Genomic DNA, 25,589 nt, shown 5'->3' on the forward strand with positions numbered 1-25,589 from the left:
GTTGGCAAACCTTGCTCCTTCGTTCTTTCCTGGCACCTGCGGCCGCGCCCACCTGCCCCATCACTCCATCACCTCCAGTAGCCGCTCCATATCCCGCACCAGCATGCGCTTGCGGTCAAAAGTGAGGATGTTTTGTCGCCGCAGTTCGTTCAAGACGCTGTTGACCGTTTGCCGGCTGGTGCCCGTCAGATCGGCAATCTCCTGGTGGGTGAGCATGTTGCGGACTTCCCGCTCGTAGCCCACCGTGCGGCCCCGGCTCCTGGCGAGTTCGTGGAGGAATTCGAGGATGCGGCTGCGGCTGGATTTAAACATCAGGTTTTCCAGGCGCTGCTCGAGGGCGAGGGTACGGCTACCGATGAGGCGCAAAAAGTAGACGTGTAGTTCGCTGCGCTCCTTGAGCATTTTCTGCAAGTGGCTCTTTTCTAAGACGCAGAGGGTGGTTTCTTCCAGGGTGTAGGCGAAGTCGCGGCGCGTCTCTTCGCCTACCAGCGCCAATTCACCGAACACCTGCCCGGGCGCGAGGATGGCTTTGGTGATTTCCTTGCCGTCGTTGCCGTAGGTGCCAATTTTGATGCGGCCATTGGTGATCAAAAAAATTTTGTCGGCAGTTTCCTGTGGCAGGTAGATGTACTGGTGTGCTCCGTAAACGGGGTGGTGGTTGGTGTGGAGGAGCCCCATGCCCACTTTTTTCGGGCAGAATAGATGTTGTAAATCGATGTTTTCGACGTACCAAAGGTGCTGGTCAACCATATTAAGGTGGGATTTGAACTAACACCAAGACGCCTGAGCCCAGGGCGAAGTTATCACAGTTCCATTACAAATAAGTGTCGGAATCCGACGCTCCTTTGCGCTGCTCCTACCCTGGGCGGTGCGGCCGGGTTTACGCCCCCCGCAGCAGCTTAATGTTGTGGTTGTAAAGGAATTTCGGCGTCCGTTCGTAGCACTTTTCGAACAGGGCCAGGGCGCGTTGCCGGGCCTCTTCGTCGTCTCCGTCGTTGATGCGGAAGCGGGCGAGGTAGACCTCGGCGCGCCGGTCATCACTCAGGTCTTCCTGGGCCAGGATGTCGGATATGGTCCAGAGTGCTTCCTCCTTGTTGGCTGCGTCGTAAGCTGCCAGCGCCCGGGCGTGCAGCAGGCGGGCCCCGGTGAGCAATTCGGGGTTGCCGAGGCTTTCGGCGATGGCGACGGCTTCTTCTTCCACCGCCCGGAGGGCTTCCAGCTGCCCATCGGCCAACAGCACCTGTCCCTTTTCTTCCAGGCTGGAGCCGAGTACCAGGCGGTTGTTGGTGGACCGGGCCACCTCGATGGCCTGGTCGTAATACATCAAAGAGACCTCGTGTTGCCCCTGCAAGAAGTAAATGTCTCCCAGCGTATTGACGGCCTTGGCCACGCCCTTGCGGTAGCCCAGTTCCCGGCTGATGCTCAGGCTGCGGTCGAGGTGCTGGATGGCTTCGGTGAATTTGCCCATGACGCTGCATAGGTCGCCAATGAGGCCCTCGGTGACGGCAATGCCCTGGCGGTCGCCGAGTTCGTGGCAGATCTGTAGGTCGCGTACAAAATGATCCAGGGCTTCCTGGTACTTACCCTGCCGCTCGAAGACGCTGCCCAGGCTGCCGAGGCCGATGGCTTGCAGGCGCTTGTTGCCCAGTTCTTTGGCCAGTTCCAGCCCGGCGTAGTGCTGCTGCATGGCCTTTTCGTAGTCGCCGCTCTCGAAGTAGATGATCCCCAGGTTGGTGTGCAGGCTGGCCAGGCCCATCACGTCTTCGTTGGCTTCGTGGAGGGGGATCTGATCCAGGACGACCTTGATGGCTTCGGGGTAGTTGCCCAGGTTCATGTGGGTCAGCCCGAGGTGACTGATGGTTTCTGCGGCGCTGGAGGTACCCACGCTGCCGAAGCCGTGGTCCAGGGATTTATCATAGTACGTCAGCGCATCGTGGTAGTGGGCGGTACGGAAGTACAGATGGCCCATGTTGCTGTAGGCCTTGGCGATGCCGAAAATGTCGTCCACCGATTCAAAAAGGCTGGCGGCTACGCGCAGGTAATCCATGGCCTTATCGTACTCTCCTTTGAAGGTGTGCAAGCGCCCGAGGTGGTTGTTGGTACGCCCCAACAGAAGGATATCGCGGCTGGCTTTGGCAATGCGTTGCGCCTCTTCGTAGGCAGACTGGGCTTCGTTCCAGCGGCCTACGATTTCGAGGACCTTACCGCGATTGATGTGGGTATTGACGGTGACCTCCTGATCGGGGCGGGCACTGAATTTTTCGATGAGCCGCTCGTAAAGGTCCAGGGCCTGTTGGTTCTGGTAGTTGGCCCGGGCGTAGTTGGCCGCCTTACCGAGGTATTCTACCGTTTTGGCTTTTGCCCCCGCGTTTTCGTAGTGGAAGGCCAGGTCAACGTAGCGCTCTTCGATGTTATCGGCGTACAGCTTTTCAATGGCCTGGGCAATCTGCCGGTGGAGCTGTTGCAGGCGGGTGGTCAGTTGCATGCTGTACACCGCTTCGCGCAGCAGGGAATGGCGAAAGATGTAGCGCAGTTCATTCATCGCACTCCAGATCTGGCCCCGCTCGGCCGTAGCGATCTGTTCGCGCAGGCGGGGCATCACTTCTTCGGCCGTCGCTACCCCCGAATCCTGGCGCATGACTTCCGAAAGGACGGGGAGCTCAAACTCCCGCCCAATCACCGCAGCAGCCTTTACGGTTTCCCGGACCAGATCCGATAGGCGATCAATGCGCGCAGTGAGGATGGAAGAGATGCTGGTAGAGAGTTTGATGCTTTCGTCGCTGAGGTTCAAGACGCCGTCCGCATCAGCCTCCAACAAGTCATTTTCCCGGAAATATTCCAGGACCTGCTCCAGGTAGAAAGGGTTGCTGTTGGTGGCGCCCAGCAGGGTGGCCAGGCACTCATCGGCAATGGGTGCATTGAGCGTCGTCTCGGCCATGCGGCGCACGGCTTCGGTGGTCAGGGGGGCCACTTCCACGCGCAGGATGTTGAGCTCCCCGCTCTCCCGGGGAAGGCCCGCGAAGAGATCGGCGTACTTGCCATTATCGTCGGCCCGCGCCGTAGCGATGATGAGCAAGGGCAGGTTGGTGGTTTCCCGGACCAGCTCCCGGACCAGAATGCGGCTGTCGTCGTCAATCCAGTGGATGTCTTCGAGTTCCAGTACCGTTGGTTCCAGGAGGGCTTCGGCGACCAGGAGGTTGACAATGGCGGCAATCGTGTTTTGGTAGCGTCCCTGGGCATCGAGCTGGTTCCAGAGCGTATGCGGTACCGGTAAGCCGAGGAGGGCCGCCAGGACGGATTCCGTCCGGCCCAGTTCATTGCTGGCAGCCTCCGCCCGGGGGGAAGACAATTTGCGGAGTTGCTGCCGGACCTGGTTCAGCCGGAACTGAAAACGGCGGCGATTTTGGATGCCGCCCAGGTCGATGCTCTGCCGGAACATTCGCCGCAGGAGGTACACGAAGGGGTTAAAGGGCTTGCGCAGGATCTGATCGGCACTACCGAGGAGCCAGTTCACGGGCCCCTGCAGGTTCAGTTGCCGGCGGACCTCGTGGGTCAGGCGGCTTTTGCCAATACCTGCTTCGCCCAGGACGTAGGCGATACCCGGGCGTTTACCTTCAAACAAAGGCTGGGCAAACTCCAGCAACGCTGCCGTCTCCCGCTCGCGGCCAATGAGTTCCCCCCCGTAGCTCGGTTTGCCGAGGGCTTGCCGACGGCCATTGAGGGCAAAGGTGGGCACCGCAGATTGGATGCCTTTGTACTGGATATTGCCGCGCAGCTCGAAACGAAAATGCGGCGCCTTGGCCAGTTCTTCGTCAACCAGAATGTCTTGCCAGTCGGCCGAACCCATAATCCGGGCGGCGAGGTTGACGCGGTTGCCTACGCAGGCATACTGCGCCCGCTCCTTGCCGCCTACGATGCCGGTAAAGGCAGTACCCACCGTCATGCCAATCCGGAAGCGGAAATCTTGCTCGGTGTCCTCGCGCAACTGGGTCAATTCGTTTTCTACCGTCAGCGCAAACTCCAGGGCCCGCACCGCATTGTTTTCGTAAGAAACCGGCGCGCCGAAGAAGACCACCATCAGGGAGCCTTTGTCGCCGTAATCCACCTCCTTAAAGTAGCCTCCAAAGTCATTGACCTGGTTCAAGACTACGGTCGCAAACTGGTCGAGCGCTTCGTGGGTGACGACGGATTCAAAGGAAATAAAAGTAGAGACCACCGTGCGGAATTCCCCCAACTGGTCATACCGTGCCACTTCGGCGGGTAGGAATTGGGTGGCCACCGCAAGGTCCACGCTGGGTAAGGCCAGGCGCTCTACGGGGTGATCCAGCTGTTCTGCGGGAAGTTCCCCGACCAGGAGAAAAGCCCCCTCCTCCCGCTCTTCGGTCAAAATCAGTCGCCCCTCCAGCAAGTTGTTCATCAGGTCGTCAATGACGATCTCCCCTTCGGTAGCGCAAGACTGGCAGTAGGACGCGCGGTCAATGGCCTTGCCCCGGAAGTAGAAAGCCTTAAGTTCTTCACCCACGATGCCGAAGTTGACGGTGCCTGCGGCAATACCCGCCTTAACGCCAATGGTATACTCATCGCCAAAACGGTTGCCGCGGGCGGAAAAGCTGCGGCGCGCCAGATCGGCGGTATGCAACAGGTGCAAGGCGTGCCGGCGGTCAAGCGGAAGCGGAAAGACCGCCGTGAAAGCATCCCCCGCGAAGTAGGGGATGAAACCTCCGCGCGCGTAAACCAGCGCCACCAGCGGCTCAAATACCTCGTTGAGGATCAGGGAAAGGCGCTCCGCCCCCGAAACGCCTTCCTTCATCAATGATTCCGTCAATGCCGTAAAGCCCGATAGGTCAACGTTGAGCGTGAACGCACTCAACTCGCCAACGCGGTCTCCGGCCAATAGCCGCTGTTGAATAAAGGGAGGAATGAGGGGCTGCATACGGGTGGCTAAAGATACGCCGTCGGGCCGGTTCTGCCCCAGACCCCAACGGCAAAAACAAAATGGCCGCCCGTTTTCAGTAACGGGCGGCCATACGGGGGAAGATTAAAGTCAAAAACAGACTGTTTTTCTATAACTGGGCAAGTATCAGAATAAAAGTAACTAAAACAAGGGGTCTAAATATAGCTAGTCTGTTCATCCGAATAAACTTCCTCTTAGTAACTGCGGGATCCATCAATGAGGGCGGAAGACAGGCTAAGTCCACCACCGATGGCGCAGGCAAGAAGGAAAACGTACAACATTGTCATGGTATGTAGAATTGATGAGTAAGTAAAAAGGTGACAAAGTTGCTCATGGAATAGAACGTAAATAACCAAAATCTACAGCAAAGCTACAAACCACGAATGTTAAATAACTGTAACGGGCCTTCTTCTTGACGGAATGGTATCAAACGAAGGGGAAAAGGATTCTGCTTCCCTACCTGCCGCTTGCGGGCGAAAGCTTAGAAGGTCGGATCAAGCAGACTGATCTCGGCGTAGAGGTGCTCCGTGGGTGGTGCAGGTTCCAGCGGAGCGCCCTCCGGAAGGTGGTAAATGCGCACCCCACCCGTGGGCAAATGGATGGGGAACAGGTGGTGCAGGTCCGCCTGTCCGATCACCCGGACTTTGGTCTCCTGGAGCGCGGAAGAATCGATGAGGTAGTAAGCGTAGTCCGGGTCGGGGGGCGGCACCCGCGATAAATCCAGCAACGCAATATTTTCGCGCTCCAGGTAGTGCACCCGGATGTTGTTGATGCCAAAAACTGAAGCGTGGGCCTTGAGGCTGTCCCAGTTCATTTCCGACTTTTGGAGATTTTTCAGTTGCAGCTCAAAACTTTTGCCATCCTGGGCGTGGCGGGCTTTTTCCGCCAGCAGTTCCTGTTTGAGCGTCTGGTTGGACCGGAACAGAAAGCCACAAAGCGCCACCAACAGCAGGCAGGCAACGCTCAGGGCGTAGCGCCAGATGACCAGCGTGTGATTGCGTTCCGTCATCCGGACGATCATCTCCTGGTCGAGGTCGGCAAAGTCGCGGTGGTTCCGCAGAGGTCGGCCAGCGGGAGTGGGGATGCCCGAGATACCGTCGGCGTAGTCCTCCAGTTGCTTGCGGAGATGCTCCAGGTCCTTGCGGGCCTCGGGGTCCTTGGCAATGAGGTCTTCCACCCACTCGCTCTCTTCGCGGTTGGTTAGCCCCAGGACGTACTGTTCCAACAGCTCATGCTTATCGAAATCGTCCTGGTTCATGCTGGTTACGTTCGAGGTTAATGTTAAGGGTAGGAGGTGCAGGTTATCCACTATAACGAGGCCTTCCCAAAAGTGTTCAGCGGGGTGCCTGGGCTTGCCCAACCTGCACCCCGCAACATCGGTACAACCGCTAAAGGTATGAATGTTTGGACAGTCTCAGGCCTCGCTCGTCGGTCAAGTCCCCCCGGGCGGAGAAAATGCCGTACGTTTTGGCGCTCAGAACAGGGGCGCGGCCGCAGGTGCTGGCGTAGGGACAAGGAGCAAAGGAAGTGCGGCGTCGTTTGGCATCGACGACTTATTTTAGGCCCCAACTAAGTCGCTTCCCGCTTGCAAATTACCGTCCACCCCTATGATCTGCCGCTGGCCAATCCCTTCCGCATTGCCCACGAAAGCCGAACGGTACAGCCTACCCTGATCGTCGGGCTGACCGAACCCTCCCTCGGCCTGGTAGGCTACGGCGAAGCGCCCATGACGCGCTATTACGGGCTCGACAGCGCGACCTCCACCGCCGAACTCCTCGCCCTGGCACCTGCGTTCGCGCCCTACAAAACCCTGGAGCCGACCGAACTGCACGCCCTGCTGGACGAGCACGCTCCCCACCTCAATCCTTTCCTGCGCTGCGCCCTCGACGTGGGCGCACACGACCTCTGGGGCTGGCGGCACGCCCAGCGCACGGGCCTGCTCTGGGACCAGGAGCAGAGCCGACGGGTCCCCACCTGCTACACCATCGGCCTGGGGCCCATCGACGAGATGATTGCCAAACTCCGCGCTTTCCCCTGGCCCGTTTACAAAATCAAAATGGGCCGGGGCGACGACGACGTGGCCATCATCCGCGCGCTGCGGGCCCACACCACCGCCCCTTTTTACGTGGACGCCAATACGGGCTGGACGGCCCGGCAAACCATCGAGTACTCGACTGCCCTGGCCGAACTTGGTGTGGTCTTCATCGAACAACCTCTCCCGCCAGCAGATCTGGCCGGCGCCCGCGAAGTCCACCAACACAGTGCATTGCCCATTTTTGCCGACGAAAGCTGCCAGACGGAAGCCGACGTCGACCGCTGCGCCGAATATTTCTCCGGTATCAACATCAAGGTGGTGAAATGCGGTGGGCTACTGCCCGCGCGGCGCATGATCGCCCGGGCCCGCAGCCTGGGCCTGCAAGTGATGGCGGGCTGCATGACGGAAAGCAGCGTGGGCATCAGCGGCATCGCCCAACTCCTGCCCGAACTGGATTTTGCCGACCTGGACGGCGCTATGCTCCTGGCCCAAGACCCCGCCCGCGGCGTCACCTTCGACCCCGCTACGGGATTTGCGCAGTACCCCGACCGGCCGGGGAACGGGGCTTGGCTGGTGGGGTAGTGGGCCAACCGGTGTGCTTTAGCAGCCCCCCCATACTGATGTATGTCAGGGTATCCACTGTGACAAAATCCATTGCCCTTCTATTGTCGCCACAACTTTACAAAGGCATCATGATCAAAGCCCAGGTATTCTGGCTGAATGATCAACCCTTGGATGCCATTCCACTCCAGCTCCCACTCCCTTGGGGATAGCGAATCAGAATTCATCGTCAGTTGCCCTTTGACAAAAGTTAAAGCCGAATATCTGCCCGACAGGTTTCCGGATTGCGAACAATTGAACGTGAATTCCCCCTGGTCATTTACCTCTCTTAAAACAGCATTGGACGGGGATTCATACGTTGTATACACCAGATGATAGGTGAAATCTGCTTTCAGTTCAAAGCTTAACTCTAAGCATTGATTTTGGTAGCAATTGGTATTGGTGGTGATGAACTCAGGGCTCCCCCACTTGCCGATAATGACGCTGCGGTCCTCCTCCGCACACCCTGAACCGGGCTGATCATCGTCGCTACCGATACATCCGAAAAACATGCTCAATAATAGGGACAGTAGAAGGATGGTGCGGTGAATCATTGTTTTGCATTTTATAGTTGGACCACTTTAGGGACAAGTCAGCTTGCTACCGGAAACTCCCGCAAACGGGCAAAACTCCGCCAAGGCCAGGCGTTTCCCACTTCACACTCCCTGCAACTCCACCAACTTGCCGTACACCCCGCCCCGGTGGAGCAACTCGGCGTGGGTGCCGCGTTCCACGATGCGGCCTTGTTCGAGCACGACGATCTCGTCGGCGGCCTGGATGGTGGACAGGCGGTGGGCGATGACCAGCGCGGTGCGGCCCGCCATGAGCTTCTGCAGGGCGTCTTGTACGAGGCGTTCGGATTCGGAATCGAGGGCGGAGGTGGCCTCATCGAGGATCAGAACCTCGGGATCGCGCAGGATGGCCCGGGCGATGGTAAGGCGCTGCCGCTGTCCGCCGCTGAGCTTGGCCCCGCGGTCGCCGATGTTGGTGTGGTAACCCTGGGGGCTGGCCGCGATAAAGTCGTGAGCGTTCGCGATCCGGGCGGCGGCTTCCACCCGGGCTGCGGTAATGCCCGGCAGGCCAAAGACGATGTTGTTGTAGATGCTGTCGTTAAACAAAATGGCTTCCTGGGAGACGATGCCAAAATGGCTGCGGAGCGTGGGCAGGTCGTAGTCGCGCAAATCCCGGCCGTGGAGGAGAATCTGGCCAGCCGTCGGGTCGTAAAAGCGGGGCAGCAGGTCGGCAATGGTGCTCTTGCCACCGCCGGAGGCTCCCACCAGGGCCAGCACTTTGCCCGGCGGCAGCGCCAGGTCAATGTCTTCCAGCACCAGGGGGCCATTTTCGGTGTAACGGAAGCCGACGCCTCTGAAGACGATGCCTGACTTCCCCTGCTCTCCCCCTTCGGGGGTTGGGGGGGCAACCCTTCTCCCCCCTTCGGGGGGCCGGGGGGGAGCACCTGCGGCCGCGCCCACCGGACCTGCCGCTACCGCAGCCAACATGGGATTGGGCGTATCCAGCACGCTTTCCACCCGCTGCATGGCCCCCATGCCCTTCTGCACGTCGTACCAGGCTTTGGAGAATTTTTTGGCGGGGTCAATAACCATGTAAAAGGCAAAGATGAAGGACATGAAAGTGCCCGCCTCCAGCGCCCCGCTGAAGACCTGCCGCGAACCATACCAAAGCAACAGGGCCACGGTGGCGATGCCCAGAAACTCGGTGAGGGGACTGGAAAGGTCGCGGCGCCAGAGCAGCCGTACGAGCTTGCGCCGGTAGTCGTTGTTCAGCTGGGCAAACTGCCCTGCCTGAAAGGCTTCGGCGCGGAAGCTTTTGATGATGCGCAATCCACCCAGGCTTTCTTCCGTCCGGCTGACGATCTCGCCCAGCTTTTCCTGGACTTCGCCGCTGCTGCGCTTCAGCCTTTTGCCAATGCCACCAATGACGACGCCCGTGAAGATCATGAGGCCAAAAACGAACAGCGTAAGTTGCGGACTCACCAAAATCATGAAGGCCAAGGAGCCCACAATGATGAGGGGCTCCCGGAAAATGGCTTCCAGAACGTTGAGGATGCTCGACTCCACTTCCTGCACGTCGCTCGTAATGCGGCTCAGGAGGTTGCCCTTGCGCTCTTCGGTAAAGTAAGCCAGCGGCAAACTCAGCAGGTGGCCGTAAAGGGCATTGCGCAAATCGCGAATGATGCCGCTGCGCACCGGTGCCATGAAGAACAGCGCCAGGTAGCGGAAGAGGTTCTTGAGGAGAAACGACAGCAAAATGAGCCCGCAGACGTAGGCCAGGGCCGTCTCCCGGCCGTAATCGCTGATCCAGTTTGTAATGTGGAAACCCGCAAATTGCTGGAAATCAGCAAAGGATTTGAGCTGCTCAGGGGCCGAAGCTACCGCCTTAGTCTGGTCAAACAAGATCTCCAGAAACGGTGCAAAAAGCGGAATGGAAACCACCGTGAAAAGGGCCGTAAGCACGTTGCTGACGATGGCCAGGGTCACCAGGCCGCGGTAATTGCCCAGATAGCCAATGAGGCGGCGGAAAGAAGACATGCGCTGTAGGAACTGTGTAATGATGAATCCCAAAAAGAAACGCGCGGGAAGGGTAAAGTTTGATGGTTTGGTAGGCGTTAGTTCAGTAGTTCATAGTTCAGTAGTCGTTAGTCAGTAGCCCTGGCAACTATGAACTATGAACTAGTAAACTCCCGACCAAGCCGTCCCTTACCTTTGCCCCATGTCCCAACGCGCTAATTTTCTACGTCACGTTGCCCAAACCAGCCCCTCCCCCATGGGCCTGGAGATTGCCGGTGGGCAAGGCATCTACCTCTACACTACGGATGGCAGAGAATACCTGGATTTGATTGCGGGCATCGGCGTAAGCGCGCTGGGCCACAACCATCCGGAGGTGGTCCGGGCCGTTCAGGATCAGGCCCAGACGTACATGCACACCCTGGTGTACGGTGAGTTCGTGCTGGCCCCGCAGGCGGCCTTTGCGACCCTGCTGGCCGGGCAGTTGCCGGAAGGTTTGGACAATGTCTATTTCGTCAACTCCGGTGCCGAAGCCACCGAGGGAGCCATGAAACTGGCCAAACGGGCAACTGGCCGCCGCGAATTCATCAGCGCCCGGCGCTCCTACCACGGCAGTACCCAGGGTGCCGCCAGCCTGCAGTGGCCCCACGATTTCACGGCGGCCTTCCAGCCCCTGTTGCCCGAGGTGCAGCACCTTGATTTCAACTGCGACTTTTGCCTGGAGCGCATCACCGAGCGCACCGCCGCCGTGATCCTGGAAACCATCCAGGCCGAATGGGGCATCCGCAAGCCCCGCCCGGAATGGCTGCAGGCCGTACGGGCACGCTGCGATGCAACGGGGGCACTATTGATCCTGGACGAAATCCAGGCGGGCACCGGAAGAACGGGAACCCTTTTCGCCTTCGAGCAGTACGGCGTAGTGCCCGATATTCTCCTCCTGGCCAAGGGCTTCGGCGGCGGTATGCCCCTGGGTGCTTTCATCGCCCGCCGGGAACTGATGACCCTGCTGACCGCAGACCCCGTGCTGGGCCACATCACCACCTTCGGCGGACACCCCGTGTGCTGTGCCGCCGGGCTGGCTACCTTCCAGGTATTACGCCAACAGCCGGCGCTGCTCAGCAGCATCCCCCACAAAGAAGCGCTGTTTCGGGAACTGCTCGTTCACCCCAAAATCCGACAGGTGCGTTCTGCCGGGCTCTGGCTGGCCGTGGAACTCGACGATTTCGCGGAGGTCCGCCGCACCATCAGCCGTTGTCTTGACCGGGGCCTGATCACCGACTGGTTTTTGTGGAACGACCGCAGCCTCCGCATCGCTCCGCCATTGATCATCACCGAAGCGGAAATCCGGAAGGCCTGCGCCATTATTTTGGCCGCACTGGAAGACTAGTGGTCTGTCCAACTTAAATTTTCGGGTAATCTGCTAGTAGATTACCCGAATTTTAAATGTTGACTGACCACTAGCCTTACTGGGCCAGTTTCAGGGTATTGGCAAACTGCTCTTTGGTAGGCAGCGTGGTCAGCATGATGAGCTTGGCAGAGATGGGGCGGCGCTGGGGCCCAAAGCCGGAGTTGGAGGGGCGTACCCAAGCCATGCTTTCCTGGTCTCCGCTGATGGCCTGGACTTGCCAGATGGCGTCCATGGCATCAACGTTGGCGTCGAGGGTAAGCTTGGGGAACTTCTCCTGGTAATCGAGGTACCATACCCCGGCGTAGGTCTGCCGGTTCCAGTGCCCGCCCTTGAAGGTACCGTCGTTGGCGAACTGGAACCACTGTCCGGTACCCGCCACTTTTTGAGGAACGCTGGCCTGGTTATCGTTGTAAAACTCGAAACACCAGACGTTGCGCGTAAGGACCTGGGCTTCCGTGCGCGTCATATCCGGCAAAAAGGCCCGGCCGTGGCCTCCCAGGGAAGTACGTACGGCGTTTAAATCCTCCGCCGCCGGAATCTGGTGCAGGTAGAGGGGTTTGTACTGGGCCGTGTCCTGGTCCCGGCTGGCCACGTAAGCTGCGGTACTTTCCAGATTGCCGGCGTTCGTCGAAGCGTTTTTGCCATCGCCGGTACAGGCCGTGAAAAGGATCAGGAAACAAAACAGGAGAAACGGATACTTCATTTTCGTGGGATTCATTGAGGAGCCAAAGTTACGGCTCCGGCGCTATTTACGGGGCCCGTAGGGAGGGATTAACCAGTTGTTGTGAAGCAGCCGCAGCCGGGCGCGTATACGCAAGAAGCCCCACCGGAGGGCTTCCAGTGGGGCTTCTCTTCCGCTGACGCGCGGTAGGCCTAACCTCCGAAGTCGTCAAAGGCGATGTTCTCCTGGGGCACGCCGAGCTCGTCGAGGGCTTTGATGACCGACTGGTTCATCATCGGGGGGCCACAGAAGTAGTATTCGATTTCTTCTGGCTCGGGGTGCTTGGTCAGGTACTGCTCCATAACTACGGGCATGATGAAGCCTTTGAAGCCGTCGCCGGGGGCATCGATATTTTCTTTCACCTGCCAGTTGTCTTCGGGCAGCGGATTATCGAGGGCCACGTAGAACTTGAAGTTCGGGTATTCCTTCTCAATGGCGCGGAATTGCTCAATGTAGAAGAGCTCGCGCTTCGTGCGTCCGCCGTACCAGAAAGACACCTTACGGTCGGTGGTCTTCAGCGTGTGGAAGAGGTGGAAGAGGTGGCTACGGAGGGGGGCCATACCAGCACCACCACCGATGTAGACCATCTCTTTCTTCGTAGGCTTGATGAAGAATTCACCGTAGGGGCCGGAGATCATCACTTTGTCGCCGGGCTTTTGGTCGAATACGTAGCTGGAGCACACGCCGGGGTTAACGTCCATCCAGCCGTTGGTCTTACGATCAAATGGCGGGGTAGCGATGCGGATGTTGAGCATGATGATGTTGCCCTCCGCGGGGTGGTTGGCCATGGAGTAGGCCCGGAATTGCTCTTCGTCGTTGACCATTTTCAGGTCCCACAGCTTGAAGTTGTCCCACTCGCTCTGGAACTTATTGGGGTCATCACCATGGTGCTCGGGGTGGGCCGTGATGTCCATATTCTTGTACTCCACGGTTACGCGGGGCACGTCGATCTGGATGTAACCACCGGACTCAAAGTCCATCGTCTCACCAGCGGGAAGTTCTACCACGAACTCCTTGATGAAGGAGGCTACGTTGTAGTTTGACTTAACCGTACACTCGAATTTCTTGATGCCGAAGATTTCTTCCGGAATCTGGATTTCCATGTCCTGCCGCACTTTCACCTGGCAGGCCAGGCGCTTGTGCTCGGCCACTTCGCGGCGCGTGAGGTGGTTGAGTTCCGTAGGGAGTACGTCGCCACCGCCCGCCGTGATATGGCATTCACACATGGCACAAGTGCCGCCGCCGCCACAGGCGGAGGGCAGGAAGACGCTGTTGTCCGAAAGAACGGAGAGCAGCGAGCTGCCGGGCTGCACGAGGAGGGGTTTTTCGGTATCGCCGTTGACGATGATCTTCACCTGCCCCTGGGGTACCAGGCGCTTGCGGGCCACCAGAAGGATGGAGATAAGAGCCAGTACGACAGCGGTAAAAATCACTACCGCGAGAATAATCGTTTGCATCTTATTAGAAGATTTATAGTTCCCGAACCATCCAATGGAGAAGGTCCGTGTTTTTTGTTTACTGCTAAAAGAGGGTTTGGGGCCGACTGTTTAGCGATCTGTATAAAAATAAAGCGACAATAACCGAAGGAAAGCAGGGACGAAAGCATCAATCCCCTTTAATCCTTTAATCCTTTACCCCCTTATTCCTTTAATCCCTTACTTAGCGGGGCTCCAGCCACCGAACACCGCCGGGTCGATACCGGAGAGGCTCAGGAAAGCCAGGCCCATCAGGCCCGTCAGCAGGAAGGCCATCCCCAGGCCGCGCAGGGCGGGCGGAACATTGCTGTAGCGGATCCGCTCCCGGATGGCAGCAATGGCAATGATGGCCAGGAACCAGCCGAAGCCACCACCGAGGCCAAAGGCAACCGATTCGCCCAGGTTGTACTCCCGGCTTACCATGAAAAGGCTTCCGCCCAGGATGGCACAGTTAACCGTGATGAGCGGCAAGAAGATACCGAGGGCGGCGTAGAGGCCGGGGCTGAACTTCTCCACCACCATTTCCACCAGCTGCACCATTGAAGCGATAACGGCAATGAAAATGATGAAGCGCAGGAACTCCAGCTCAAAATTTACCAGCAGGTACTCATTGATCAACCAGTTGATCGGCATCGTAATGCCCAGTACAAAGATGACCGCCAAGCCCAGACCAAAGGCCGTGGAAAGCGACTTAGACACCGCCAGGAAGGAACACATGCCCAGGAAGTAAGCCAGGATCATGTTCTCAATGAAGGCCGACTTAATGAAGATATTAATGAAATCACCCATGGGGGATAGAATTGTAGTAATGGAGTAAGATGGAGCAAGCAACGGTGCCCGGCCCTGGGCCCGGCACGTCTGGTACTGCACCTAGGAAATGTCCACCAGCTTGGGGTTACGCGCCCGCTGCCACCAGATCATCACGGCAATCACGAACATGGCCGCAACCGACATCACCATCAGGTTATTATTGGCGTACCAGCCGAAGAAAGTATTGCCCCACTGCCCGGTCGTGGCCGTATCAATCAGGTAGTTTTCGCCGGGGCCAATAATCTGGATGGCAATGGGACTGCCCGCAAAAAGGCTGCCTTTACCGAAAAGCTCCCGTACGAAACCAACGGCCACCAGGATCAGTCCGTAGCCCAGTCCGTTGCCAATGCCATCCAGGAAAGAACGCCAGGGCTTGTTGGCCATGGCGAAAGCTTCCAGACGGCCCATCACGATACAGTTGGTGATGATCAGGCCAATGTAGACCGAAAGTTGCTTGTAAATGGGGAAGTTCACCGCCTTGAGCGCCTCGTTCACCAGGGTCACCAGCGTAGCAATGATGACCAGCTGCACGATCAGACGTACGGCTTTGGGGATGGTGTTGCGCAGCAGCGAAGTGACCAGGTTGGAAGCCGCCGTAACGAACACTACGGCAACGGCCATTACCAGCGAAGGGTAGACCAATGACGTTACCGCCAGCGCCGAACAAACGCCCAGGACCTGCACGGTGATCGGGTTGTTGTCCAGCAACGGATCACGCAGCAGTGCCTTCTCTTTTTTCCCGAACAAGGGCTCTTGCTCGGCTACTTTTGCTTTGGTGGTTGACATATGCTATTGTTTGGGGAATGCCGCCGCAGCGGGCCACATTTATTTTTTGGAGGCACCGTCGGCCTCTTCCATGTAGGGTTGGTAAGCCTGCAGGCCTTCGTAGAGCATCTTCGAAACGCCGTCGGCCGTCACCGTAGCGCCGCTCAGGCCATCTACTTCGTGCTCCTTATCGATGGCGCCGCCCTTGCGGACGTTTACGGAGACGTACTTATCGCCGTCGTAGATCTTCTTGCCTACAAACTGGGCTTTCCAGCTGGCGTTGTCCTTGATCTCGGCACCGAGGCCCGGGGTCTCGCCGGCGTGGTCGAAGGAAACACCGGCCACGGTATTCAGGTCTTCCTCCAGGGCGATATTGCCCCAGATCGCGTCCCAGAGACCGCTGCCGCGTACACTGAAGATATAGAAAGCTTTGCCATCCAGGCTCACCTCGTACACCGGGTACACGCGCTCGGCTTCGGGCTTTTTGCGCTCTTTGGCCATGTCGACCTCAATGGCTTTCATGCCTTCCACCTTTTCTCCGGTTGCGGTTACGACGGCTTGCTCCACCTGCTTATCGAAGATATCGAGCACCTCCTGATCGCTCAGGGAGGCAACCGATTTTCCCGCTTGCTCCAGGGGCTTGGCAATGGCTTCCAGGATCTGCCGCTTGTTGAAAATGTCTTCGTTCTTCTTGGCAATCGGTCCGAGCAGTACCGTGGAGCCAGCCAGGGCCAGGGCTACCAGAATGGTCATGATCAAGCCGAAAGTGTAGATATAGCGCGTATTCATACTAAATACTTTGAAATGCTTTGATTTGGGCGCGCCCGCAGGTACGGTGAAGGTCTTTTGAGCCGGGGGAGGAACTCAGCTGGCTGCTCCGCCCTTGCTTTTTAAGCTTTCCCTGCACCTGCGACCGCGCCCCTGGAGAACAAACGAGGGAGACAAAAGTGGTGTCGTCTCCCCGTCGCTTGGGGCCTATTGGTAAGTACCGGCGTTGCCTACGGGCCGGTAATCCGAATCGCCGTTGAAAACTTTAATGTCTCCCCGGCGGGTAATCAGTTCATCCCGTTGCTTGGCCATCGCCGAAGTGCGCTTGGCACGGCGCTTGGCGTTGGCCTGGTAGACGTAATGGTCGATCAGGGGCGCAAAAGTGTTCATCAACAGGATGGAAAGCATCCAGCCCTCGGGGTAAGCCGGGTTCATCACGCGGATGATGAGGCCGATGAACGCAATCAGGAAGCCATAAATCCACTTACCCGTAGGCGTATCCGCACTGGAAACCGGGTCAGTAGCCATGAAGGTGATGGCAAACAGGAAGCTGCCCATCATCAACTGCCGCAGCGGGTGGATGGCCATGAATTTGAATACGCCGGGGGTGTCGGGACCCAGGTCGGCGGGAGCAATGGCGTTCATCATCAACGCCGCTACGAAGAAGCCGATGAGGCCACCAACAATCACCCGGTAGTCCGCAATGCGGGTCACCATCAGAAAGATCATCCCGATGACGATCAGCGGTACGCTCGTCTCGCCGATGGATCCGGGGATGGTGCCCCAGAAGATTTGCCCTTCGGTGTAAACGGCCTCTACGCCAGCCCAGCCTTCCTTGGCGGCAATGCCCAGGGGAGTAGCGCCGGTGAAACCATCCACTACGGCCTGGCCGCCTTCGCCAAAGGTCGCCAGGCCCAGTCCGCTGAAAATCCAGTCAAAGGCGTGGTGTGCCCAGCCGTAGGAGGCCGCGAAGTATTCCGTGCCCACTTTTTCGATGCCGCTGATCCAGACCTCGTCTCCGGAGATCGTAGTCGGGTAAGCAAAGAAGATAAATACCCGGGCCAGCAAGGCGACGTTCCAGATGTTCATGCCCGTACCCCCGAAGGCTTCCTTACCCAGCACTACGGCGAAGGCAATGGCCACCGCCAGCCACACCAACGGAATATCCGGCGGCATGATAAGGGGAATGAGGGCACCGGAAACGAGGAAGCCCTCCTCAACGGAGTGCCCCTTGCGGGCCGCGTAAAAGAACTCAATGCCCAGGCCCACCACGTGGGTTACCACGAAAATGGGGAGCACCTGGATGAGGCCGTAAACTACCTTAAGCAGAAAGCCTTCCAACAGGCCGGTGTGCTCACCGATGGCAACGAAGTGCTGGTGGCCAATGTTCCAGGTGCCGAAAACGTACAGCAACTGGAGGGCCAGGACGACGTGCACCATGAGGCGCTTGAGGTCCATCCCGTCTTTGATGTGCACGCCGCCTTTGGTGACGGTGGGGGGCTGGAAGAGGAAGGTATAGAATGCGTCGTAAGTCGTGTGGGCCAGCTTGTTGTTGTGGTCCGGTTCAAACTTTTTGACGAAGTCGTGAAGTGCTTTCATGTTGCTATGCTAGCTGGTAAGGCAACTGCCGGGGTGGAGCTGCCGGTTTTTTGTTTATCCCTGTTGCATCATCGTGGTGAGGCCATCGCGCAGGATGGTTTGCAGGGGCTGCTTGGATACGCAGACAAATTCGGCCAGGGCCACGTCTTCCTCAACGAGTTCGTAGATGCCCAACCCTTCCATCGCCTCGAAGTCATTGATCATAATGGCCTTCATGAGTTGCTGGGTGTAGATGTCCATCGGCATCACCTGTTCGTAGTCGTTGTTGACCACAAAGGCGCGGCGTTCGCCGTGGGTATTGGTGGTAGCCGCGAACTTGCTGAAGGTGGGGATGGTGGGAGAAATGGAAGCGCGGGCTTTCAGCGGCAAGAGCCAGCCGAACAGCTCGGGTTGATCGCCTTCGGCCAATACAGTGACCTGGCGATCAAAAAAGCCCAGGAAGCCTTCCGTTCCTACGGCGCTGCCCGTCAGTACGTCTCCGCTCAGAACGCGGACGTTGGTGAGGGTTTCGCCTTTGAGCAATTCGCCGAGGTTGGCACCGGCGTGGGTGGCCACGTGGCGGGGGGTGGCAAGTTCGGCACCGGCCAGGGCTACAACCCGCTGGGTGGTGTAGCGGCCGTGGAGGAACAACTCGCCGATGGTCAGTACGGCATTAACGTCGAGGGTCCAGACGGTATCTGCGCCAACGCCGGCGGGGTGGATGTGGTGGATCTGTACGCCAACGTTACCAGCGGGGTGGGGACCACGGAAGTAGCGCTTCTCGGCGTGGACAATGGAGGCGTAGGGGCTGGCAGTGTCGCCGCGGCCGTCGAGGCCGAGGTAGACCAGGCCGTCGGTTAGCCGGTTGAGTACGTCGATGCCCGCCTGAAACGCTGCCTTCCGGCCAGCGATGGCCAGGGCACTGTCTGCGGCCAGCGGTGCGGTATCAAAGGTGGAGACGAAGATGTCGCGGGGGACGAGGTCGGGGTCGGCCACCACGTTGTAGGGGCGCTGGCGGATGCCCGGCCACGCGCCACTTTCGAGGAGGAATTCTACCAGCTCGCTGCGGCTGGCGTTGGCGGCCGGCACCGTGTAGGCGCGGCTTACCTGGTTGTTGTCGGCCAGAATTACGATCGCGTCAATGGCCCGCTTCAGGCCCCGCTTGATCTCGATCACCTCCCCACTGACGGGAGCGGCGAACTTGATGCGGTCGAGTTGCTTATCGTAAAAGACCGTATCGCCGGCTTTCACCGTATCGCCTACCTCCACCGTAACCTTGGGGATGGGCATGAGGCCAACAAAATCGGGGGGCATGATGGCGAAGCGGGTGGCCTTCGTTTGGGTATCCACGTTGGTGGAGGCGGCACCTTCCAGTGGGATATCGTACCCCTTGCGAAGGGTGTAAACGTGCTCCTTATCCAAAAAGCCAGGCTTCTTGCTCGAAAACAGTTCGTTGATCCGGGGGTACAGGCCCATGTTGGCCTTTTCACCGTTGATGCCAGACTGGTTGGACTCGATGACCATGAAGTTATCGGCCACGCTGACGACGATGAAAAAGAAGATCAACAGTGCCAGGCCCGCAAGGCCGTAGAACAGCAGGTTACCTCCGCTGGCAGCTGCCTGGGATTGGAGGGTGAAGTTGGCCAACAGCAGCAGGAAAAGTCCGCCCGTCAGTTGCTTGATGGATCTCATACGCGGAAATGCGTTAAATCTAAGGTAAGTAGCCGCAACCGGCTGGTTTCAAGGTAAAAACAAAGCAGTGGAAAACTACCCCATTTGAACTTTCGCGCAAAGTTACGACAACGATACGTACTAAGCCAGAAACTAAATTCCATGTTTAAGAGCACGTCTTATTTAGATTTAATCTGCTTAGCGATGGAAAATGATTAGCGGAAGGCGGAGTGGCACTCATCGTGGGCCCACGTGCGGCTTGGATGCGCCGAATTCCACCATCTCGATGTCGTCCATGGTATTCTCGAACCAGATCAGGGGGGCGGGATTTTTATCGCCCGTGCAGGTGTCGCACTTAAAGAACAGATAGTACAGTTGCCAATATGCGCCCACCCGGTGGCGGAGTTGGGCCAGGCGTTCTTCGCTTTCGGTGAGGCGCTGGTAGAGGTGGGCGAGTCGCCAGCAGTAGTAAGCTTCGTCGTGTAGTTCCACTACCTCCAGCAGGAGCTGATCGTCGGTGTACCTGGCCAGGAAGTTGCGGGCGTAGATCGAGTGGTGGCGAGACCAATCGCGGGGCGAGCCCTTGTGTTCGATGTGTTTGAAGGTATCGTGCACCCAGCAGATGATGCGGAGTTTGCGGCGGGTGGCGGCGTCAATGGGCAGCCGATCGATGTTGGCATTGACTTCCAGGATGTGGGCCATGATGGTGCCCTCGGGATGGCCAAACCGGGGGACGCCCCAAACGAGGCCCCGGCAAAACTCGGCGTCCTTGAGAAAGCTGGCTTCCAGCGGGGTCTCCGGTTGAAGGGCATCGTATAGTTCGGCGGAAGTCAAAACGCTGGGAGGTCTTTTCTTGGGCTTGAAGGGACGGTAATGGTAGAAGCCTGGCACGGAGGGGAGGTTGGGGCCTCCTCTTGTTGCGCGCCTACTCCAGGCGAAAATAAGCGCCCGGAGGCAAAGGTAAGGGGTGGCGTAAGAATTCGCATCCGGCGGGACGGCCCATCTTCGGCGGGGGGGGTGTGGCCCGTGTTTTGCAACCCTGCTCGCGTTCTGCTGGTTAGCCATTATTACAACGTAAATGATATGGGCAAATTTCCGCAGTTCTTTACAGCGGCCCTGGGGGGTGGTGTGGTGGCCGCAACGGTAGTCTTGGCCGTCTTGTACCTCGTGGGCCTGCCCGCCCCGGCTCCTTCACCGTTCCCTGCACCTGCGGCCGCGCCCGTCTGGAACGCCAGCTCCGTACCCAGCTACCGCGTCAGCTACCCCAGTGCTGAGTCGCAAGTGGCTCCCGTTGACCTCCGCCGCGCCGCTCGCCTGGCCACGCCCACCGTGGTCCACATCACCGCCCAAAACAACAACGGCAGCGGCCGCGAGAACGTCAAAGCCCTGTTTGACCGGGAAAACAACCCGGAGTTTCGCGGCGGCGAAGGCTCGGGGGTGGTGTACAACGCCGAGGGTTACATCATCACCAACCACCACGTGGTGGCCAACACCACCAACATTACGGTGACCCTGGCCGACCGCCGCACCTACCCCGCCAGCCTGGTGGGGTCTGACCCAAAATCGGACCTCGCGGTTTTGCGCATCGCCGAGCGCAACCTGCCTTTTCTGGAACTGGCCGACAGCGACGCGGCCGAGCCCGGGGAATGGGTGCTGGCCGTAGGCAGCCCACTCGGCCTGGTCAGTACCGTCACCGCTGGCATCGTCAGCGCCAAAGGCCGCAGCATCAGCCTGCTCCCTGATCTGGACGCCATCGAAAGTTTCATCCAGACGGACGCTGCCGTCAACCCCGGCAACAGCGGGGGGCCCTTGGTGACTGCCGAAGGCAAACTCCTGGGCATCAACACGGCCATCGCCTCCCGCACCGGCCGTTTCCAAGGCTACAGCTTTGCCATTCCCGTAAACCTAGTGCGGCGGATCGCCGATGACCTCATCACCTACGGCAGCTACCAACGGGCTTTCCTCGGGGTGGAAATCTCGACCCTGACCCAGCAGGACCTCCAGCGTCTGCAAATCCACGACCGCACCGAGGGCGTAGTGGTTGACGCCATTTTCCCGGGCGGTTCGGCGGCCCGGGCGGGAATGCAGGTGGACGACGTGATCATCCGCATCGGCGAACGCGCCATCCGGGATTTGCCCGAGCTGACCGAAATCATCGGCCGGGCCCGGGCCAACGAAACGTTAAAAGTGACCGTAGTGCGCAACGGAAAAGAACTTGCCCTCGTCGTACCCCTACTGGCCGCTCCCAATGGGGAGTGAGCTGTCCCCCATCTTTCCTCCGTCCTGGGGTATACCTTTGCAACTTCCGAAAAACCGGTACCATGCGACTTAGAAGCGATAACCTGATCAAGAAATACGGCAGCCGCACGGTAGTGAAAGGCGTCTCCATCTACGTAGAACGCGGCGAGATCGTCGGGCTGCTGGGTCCTAACGGGGCGGGCAAAACCACGACCTTTTACATGACCGTGGGCTTCATCAAGCCCAACGAAGGCCGGGTGTACCTGAACGACCAGGACATTACGGAACTGCCCATGTACAAGCGCGCACAGCTGGGCATTGGCTACCTGCCGCAGGAGGCTTCCGTATTCCGCAAACTGAGCGTGGAGGACAACATCTCTGCCGTACTGGAAATGACCAAGCTGAGCAAAGCGGAACAAAAGGACCGCCTCGAAGGCCTGATTGAAGAGTTTCGCCTGGAAAAAGTCCGCAAAAGCAACGGCGATACGCTCTCCGGCGGGGAACGGCGGCGCACGGAAATTGCCCGTGCCCTGGCCACTGACCCCATGTTTATTCTTTTGGATGAGCCCTTTGCGGGCATCGACCCCATTGCCGTGGAAGACATTCAGTACATCGTGGCGAAACTGAAGACCAAGAACATTGGTATTCTGATAACGGACCACAACGTACAGGAAACCCTGAGCATTACCGATCGTGCCTACCTCATGTTTGAAGGCAATATCCTGAAGGCGGGCAGCGCCGAAGAGCTGGCTGCCGATGAGATGGTCCGCAAGGTCTACCTCGGCAAAAATTTCGAACTCCGTCGCAAGGTAATCGAACTATAGCCTGCCTGGGCACCGGGGTGGATACCCAAGCAGGCTTGGTTTTAGCGCGACGCTTACGAGGGTTTAGTGCTCGTGCGTAGTGCCGTCTTCGTGGGTATGGGCGGCACCGGTCAGTTCGGCGGCGGCGGCGATGGCGGAGGTCATGGCCATTTCCACCTTGGCAATGTCGGCTGCTTCTTCCTTGATGTAGGTCATGATGGCATCGTTGTCCATCCCGACGCGCAGTTCGTCGAGGGGCTTTACGCCTTGCATCCAGTCCATCATCCCGGTGTTCGCATCCTCGAGTTGCTCGTAGGCAGCAGTGAGGAGGTCTTTGCGGTCTTCGGGGAGGTCTGCGGTGCTCAATGCCTCTTTAAGGGCCCGCTGGCTGGCGGTGATTTGCCCCATCAATGGCATTACGCGGTCGTGGGCTTCCATCATGGATTCGTAGGCTTGTTCCTGGGCAGCGTTGGTGGCGTCAAGAGCGGCTTGTTCAACGGCGGCGCTGTCGTTGCCGCAAGCGACGAACAGGGCAACGAAAAGGAGGAGAGAAAAGTAACGCATGGTTGATGTATTGGTATTTGTTGGTAGTGAAAGCTAAAGCGACCGGCGGGGGCAAATGTTTAGCGCCTTTGCCGGTTTGGCGCAGCGCCGGCCCGGGTTGACCCAGCGGTTTGGGGCTGCAAAGTTAAGCACGACAGACAGACCGTTATTGTACCCGGCCATAGGCGATCAAACCAGTTCGGCCGTGCCCGCCACCGGACTTGCGTATCCATTGCCCAGCTGTCTTCAGCGCCACACGATGCGGTAGCTCAACACGGGAATCAGGCCCAGCTGGTAACGGGTGTTGGCTCGCATCAGGAAGGTATCGTAGTAGACGTTACCCACGTTCTGGATACCCGCCGCGTTTTGGAGGTCGAGGGCCAGCGTGGTGGTGGTTTTGGTCCGGGTCTTGGTTTTGTAGAGCCGCAGGTCGGGGCGGAAGTAGGTGCCGGTAGAATTGACGAAGCCCAAGCGGTAATCCTGGGGCGCGAAGTAGCTGACGATGCCTTCTTGTGCTGGTGCAACGATGCTGCCGTAGCGTTCGCCGCCGTGGGCGATGAGGGCGAAGTTGAGTCCCAGCACCCGCGCGCGGTCCTTGCGGTCTTTGCCTTGCCACTCGCGGCCGGCCGTCAGTTTGGCCAGGAAGTCGGCGCTGAAGCGGTCTTTGCTCCAGTTTCCGTCGGTCTGCTCCGTTTCGGCCCGCAGTAGGGTGACGCTGCCCCGGTAGTACCAACCTTGGGTTTTACGCCCACCGCCTGCCTCCAGCTCCAGGCCGATGCGGCGGGTGTTGGCCCTGGCGGCGAAATCCAGGTTGGGGTCGGCTTCGAGGAGATTATTGGCGCTGTAAAGAAAGCCGTCTAGTTCCGCCGCCAGGTCATCGGTCGTGGCTTGCCCGAACACTGCGAGGCGGAAGTCGATCGTTCCAATTTTGCTGCCGTAAGCCAGGTTAAGCCGGCTCGTCGCGATGGGGTCAAGCGGCTGCGGATTAGCCTCCTCCCTGCTCAGCAACGCCACGAGGGGGGCGGAGTGGATGACCTCGGCCGCCAGGCTGAAGAGACCGCGGGAGGTGCGGAAGTCCAGGCGGTTGCGCACATCAAGGGCGGTACCTTCTACGTCTCCGGAAAAAAGCCCCACTCTGAGGCCACCTTCCAATGTCAGGCGATCGCCGGCCAGTTTATAGCCCAGCAGGGGGCTGAGGGCATTGACGGTGGCCGCTACGGTCCGCAAGGAGGTACTACCGCCCAGCGTGTCGCGGAAAAAGTAAAGCGCCTGGCTGTTTTGGCCCAAAAACTCCGCGCCTGCTTTCACTTCCAGCCAGTCGTTCAGCGGCCGCACGTACTGTAGATTGCCCGAGTACTGGCTCAAAGAGGCAGCCGAGGCGGCCAAAGCATCCGCAGGTCCGAGGGCCCTTTGTGATCGGTCTGGCTCCGTACTGGAATAAGCAAATCCCCCCGTCAGTTTTGCTGAACCCAAGGGAAGGCCCAGACTGAGGCCGTAGACGTTGACGTCGTTGCGGTAGGCGATTTCGTACAAATCCTTTTGGCTTTCCGGGGCCGTCTCGGCCGGGTCGGGGCCCACAAAGTCGTTGCTGCTGTCGCCGTGGATGCCAAATACACTCAGTTCCCCGCCCGCCCAGGCGTGGTGCAGGTGGGCATTGACGTCGGAAAAGCGGATGGACTCCCCGCCGAAGTCGGCCCCCAATTCCGCCAGCAAGCCCGTGAAGCTGGTGCGGCCGTTGATGAGGTAACTCGTCTGCCCCGACTTCCCGATCGGCCCTTCCGCCGTCAGGTCAAAACCGATGAGGCCCGCCTGGGCCTGGTACTTGCGGCGGCTTTTGCTGCCGGGGCGAAGTTGCAGGTCGAAAGTACCTCCCCCCGCGAAGCCATACTCCACGGGCAGGCTGCCGGCCAGGAAGCCGGAGTTATCGAGCACCTGGGCCGAGATGGCGTTCACGCCGCCGCCGTTCAGGGTGGGGAAGTCGTAAAATGTCCCGGCGTTGGCCGTATGGTTGGGGTTGGCAATGGCCAGCCCGTTGAGCCGCCAGAGGTTGGCGTTGGGGCTGTTGCCGCGCACGCTCAGGTGGTTGGCCTGGTCATTGGTTTGCACTACGCCGGGCAGCAGGGCCACGAGGCGGGCGGGATCGTAAAACGTTCCGGGCAGGCGGTACACCTCCTCAATCGTAAAGCGCTGGGCCAGCGGATCGGTGGGCTTATAACTGGCGCGCACTTCCGCCCCGGGCAGCTCGTACACCCCACCGAAGCTGAGGCTATCCTGGCCCGGCAGCTGGCCGCCGAGCAGTGCCACGAAGACAATAAGGGAAAGAATGTTTTTCATGGCTGTAGCATTCAAGCGGGCCAACCAAAACAAACTTTTGCGCGGCCGCAGGTGCAAAGGTAGAATTTACAACAGCATGGAAAGGGCGGAGGCAACTTTCTTCCATTTCCATGACATTCTCCTTGTGCCCTTCAACACCTAAAATCTTTTTCCGCAAAAGGCTTGCACGGTTCACAGGCCGTATTCTATCTTTGCGGTCCCTTAATGGAAGGGCGGTTAGCTCAGTTGGTTTAGAGCACCTCGTTTACACCGAGGGGGTCGGGGGTTCGAGCCCCTCACTGCCCACCATCCACCACGCCAATTTCCGCAGCTGCGGGAGTTGGCGTTTTTGTTTTGGCCCGACCTCAAGGTATTGTCGCGG

General features: G+C 58.8%; 19 protein-coding genes and 1 tRNA gene. 5 read left to right on the forward strand and 15 right to left on the reverse strand.

Annotation, left to right across the window (positions count from 1 at the left end; all coding sequences use genetic code 11):
* Positions 1-60: 60 nt before the first annotated feature.
* The 3 genes from H9S92_RS16195 to H9S92_RS16205 all read right to left on the reverse strand — a co-directional run bounded on the left by H9S92_RS16195 (position 61) and on the right by H9S92_RS16205 (position 6,212).
* The gene (locus H9S92_RS16195; RefSeq protein ID WP_187467734.1) at positions 61-750 is read right to left on the reverse strand and encodes a Crp/Fnr family transcriptional regulator; all 690 of its coding nucleotides are present in this window, start codon (positions 748-750) and stop codon (positions 61-63) included.
* A 130-nt stretch (positions 751-880) separates the two neighbouring features.
* Positions 881-4,933 (reverse strand): tetratricopeptide repeat protein, encoded by a 4,053-nt coding sequence (locus H9S92_RS16200; RefSeq protein WP_187467735.1) that lies wholly within the window; start codon positions 4,931-4,933, stop codon positions 881-883.
* A 502-nt stretch (positions 4,934-5,435) separates the two neighbouring features.
* Positions 5,436-6,212 (reverse strand): hypothetical protein, encoded by a 777-nt coding sequence (locus H9S92_RS16205; RefSeq protein WP_187467736.1) that lies wholly within the window; start codon positions 6,210-6,212, stop codon positions 5,436-5,438.
* Between the two features lie 327 nt (positions 6,213-6,539).
* Between H9S92_RS16205 and H9S92_RS16210 the strand changes: the two genes are divergently transcribed.
* Positions 6,540-7,571 (forward strand): dipeptide epimerase, encoded by a 1,032-nt coding sequence (locus tag H9S92_RS16210; protein WP_187467737.1) that lies wholly within the window; start codon positions 6,540-6,542, stop codon positions 7,569-7,571.
* A gap of 80 nt (positions 7,572-7,651) precedes the next feature.
* On the opposite strand, the gene H9S92_RS16215 is transcribed toward H9S92_RS16210, so the two are convergent.
* Positions 7,652-8,143: a hypothetical protein gene (locus tag H9S92_RS16215; protein WP_187467738.1), complete on the reverse strand. Its 492-nt coding sequence runs from the start codon at positions 8,141-8,143 to the stop codon at positions 7,652-7,654.
* Between the two features lie 102 nt (positions 8,144-8,245).
* A complete protein-coding gene (locus H9S92_RS16220; RefSeq protein ID WP_187467739.1) occupies positions 8,246-10,138 on the reverse strand; it encodes an ABC transporter ATP-binding protein in 1,893 nt (630 codons plus the stop codon).
* A gap of 181 nt (positions 10,139-10,319) precedes the next feature.
* On the opposite strand from H9S92_RS16220, the gene H9S92_RS16225 reads away from it, so the two are divergent.
* Positions 10,320-11,501, forward strand: a complete 1,182-nt coding sequence (locus tag H9S92_RS16225) for an aspartate aminotransferase family protein (RefSeq protein WP_187467740.1) — start codon at positions 10,320-10,322, stop codon at positions 11,499-11,501.
* Positions 11,502-11,577: 76 nt separating this feature from the next.
* Here H9S92_RS16225 and H9S92_RS16230 read toward each other — a convergent pair whose 3' ends face one another.
* The 8 genes from H9S92_RS16230 to H9S92_RS16265 all read right to left on the reverse strand — a co-directional run bounded on the left by H9S92_RS16230 (position 11,578) and on the right by H9S92_RS16265 (position 20,201).
* Positions 11,578-12,225 (reverse strand): hypothetical protein, encoded by a 648-nt coding sequence (locus tag H9S92_RS16230; protein ID WP_187467741.1) that lies wholly within the window; start codon positions 12,223-12,225, stop codon positions 11,578-11,580.
* Between the two features lie 170 nt (positions 12,226-12,395).
* Positions 12,396-13,700, reverse strand: a complete 1,305-nt coding sequence (gene nqrF, locus H9S92_RS16235; RefSeq protein ID WP_187467742.1) for an NADH:ubiquinone reductase (Na(+)-transporting) subunit F — start codon at positions 13,698-13,700, stop codon at positions 12,396-12,398.
* 198 nt (positions 13,701-13,898) lie between these two features.
* A complete protein-coding gene (gene nqrE, locus H9S92_RS16240) occupies positions 13,899-14,507 on the reverse strand; it encodes an NADH:ubiquinone reductase (Na(+)-transporting) subunit E (protein ID WP_187467743.1) in 609 nt (202 codons plus the stop codon).
* An 81-nt stretch (positions 14,508-14,588) separates the two neighbouring features.
* Positions 14,589-15,314 (reverse strand): NADH:ubiquinone reductase (Na(+)-transporting) subunit D, encoded by a 726-nt coding sequence (locus H9S92_RS16245; protein WP_187467744.1) that lies wholly within the window; start codon positions 15,312-15,314, stop codon positions 14,589-14,591.
* A 39-nt stretch (positions 15,315-15,353) separates the two neighbouring features.
* Positions 15,354-16,082: an NADH:ubiquinone reductase (Na(+)-transporting) subunit C gene (nqrC, locus tag H9S92_RS16250; protein ID WP_187467745.1), complete on the reverse strand. Its 729-nt coding sequence runs from the start codon at positions 16,080-16,082 to the stop codon at positions 15,354-15,356.
* A 186-nt stretch (positions 16,083-16,268) separates the two neighbouring features.
* Entirely contained in the window at positions 16,269-17,660 is a 1,392-nt protein-coding gene (gene nqrB / locus H9S92_RS16255) for an NADH:ubiquinone reductase (Na(+)-transporting) subunit B (protein WP_187467746.1), read from the reverse strand.
* A gap of 54 nt (positions 17,661-17,714) precedes the next feature.
* On the reverse strand, positions 17,715-19,331 hold the full coding sequence (locus H9S92_RS16260; RefSeq protein WP_187467747.1) for a Na(+)-translocating NADH-quinone reductase subunit A: 1,617 nt from the start codon (positions 19,329-19,331) through the stop codon (positions 17,715-17,717).
* Between the two features lie 216 nt (positions 19,332-19,547).
* On the reverse strand, positions 19,548-20,201 hold the full coding sequence (locus tag H9S92_RS16265) for a hypothetical protein (RefSeq protein WP_290283660.1): 654 nt from the start codon (positions 20,199-20,201) through the stop codon (positions 19,548-19,550).
* Positions 20,202-20,393: 192 nt separating this feature from the next.
* Between H9S92_RS16265 and H9S92_RS16270 the strand changes: the two genes are divergently transcribed.
* Positions 20,394-21,569 (forward strand): S1C family serine protease, encoded by a 1,176-nt coding sequence (locus H9S92_RS16270; protein WP_187467748.1) that lies wholly within the window; start codon positions 20,394-20,396, stop codon positions 21,567-21,569.
* Between the two features lie 62 nt (positions 21,570-21,631).
* On the forward strand, positions 21,632-22,372 hold the full coding sequence (lptB, locus tag H9S92_RS16275; protein WP_187467749.1) for an LPS export ABC transporter ATP-binding protein: 741 nt from the start codon (positions 21,632-21,634) through the stop codon (positions 22,370-22,372).
* A gap of 63 nt (positions 22,373-22,435) precedes the next feature.
* On the opposite strand, the gene H9S92_RS16280 is transcribed toward lptB, so the two are convergent.
* Together H9S92_RS16280 and H9S92_RS16285 are read right to left on the reverse strand one after the other, a co-directional pair.
* Entirely contained in the window at positions 22,436-22,915 is a 480-nt protein-coding gene (locus tag H9S92_RS16280; protein ID WP_187467750.1) for a hypothetical protein, read from the reverse strand.
* A 225-nt stretch (positions 22,916-23,140) separates the two neighbouring features.
* Entirely contained in the window at positions 23,141-25,228 is a 2,088-nt protein-coding gene (locus H9S92_RS16285) for a TonB-dependent receptor (RefSeq protein ID WP_187467751.1), read from the reverse strand.
* A gap of 210 nt (positions 25,229-25,438) precedes the next feature.
* On the opposite strand from H9S92_RS16285, the gene H9S92_RS16290 reads away from it, so the two are divergent.
* Positions 25,439-25,516 (forward strand) — tRNA-Val (locus H9S92_RS16290).
* Positions 25,517-25,589: the final 73 nt, after the last annotated feature.

It is taken from the genome of Neolewinella lacunae (assembly GCF_014349155.1).
Lineage (GTDB): Bacteria > Bacteroidota > Bacteroidia > Chitinophagales > Saprospiraceae > Neolewinella > Neolewinella lacunae.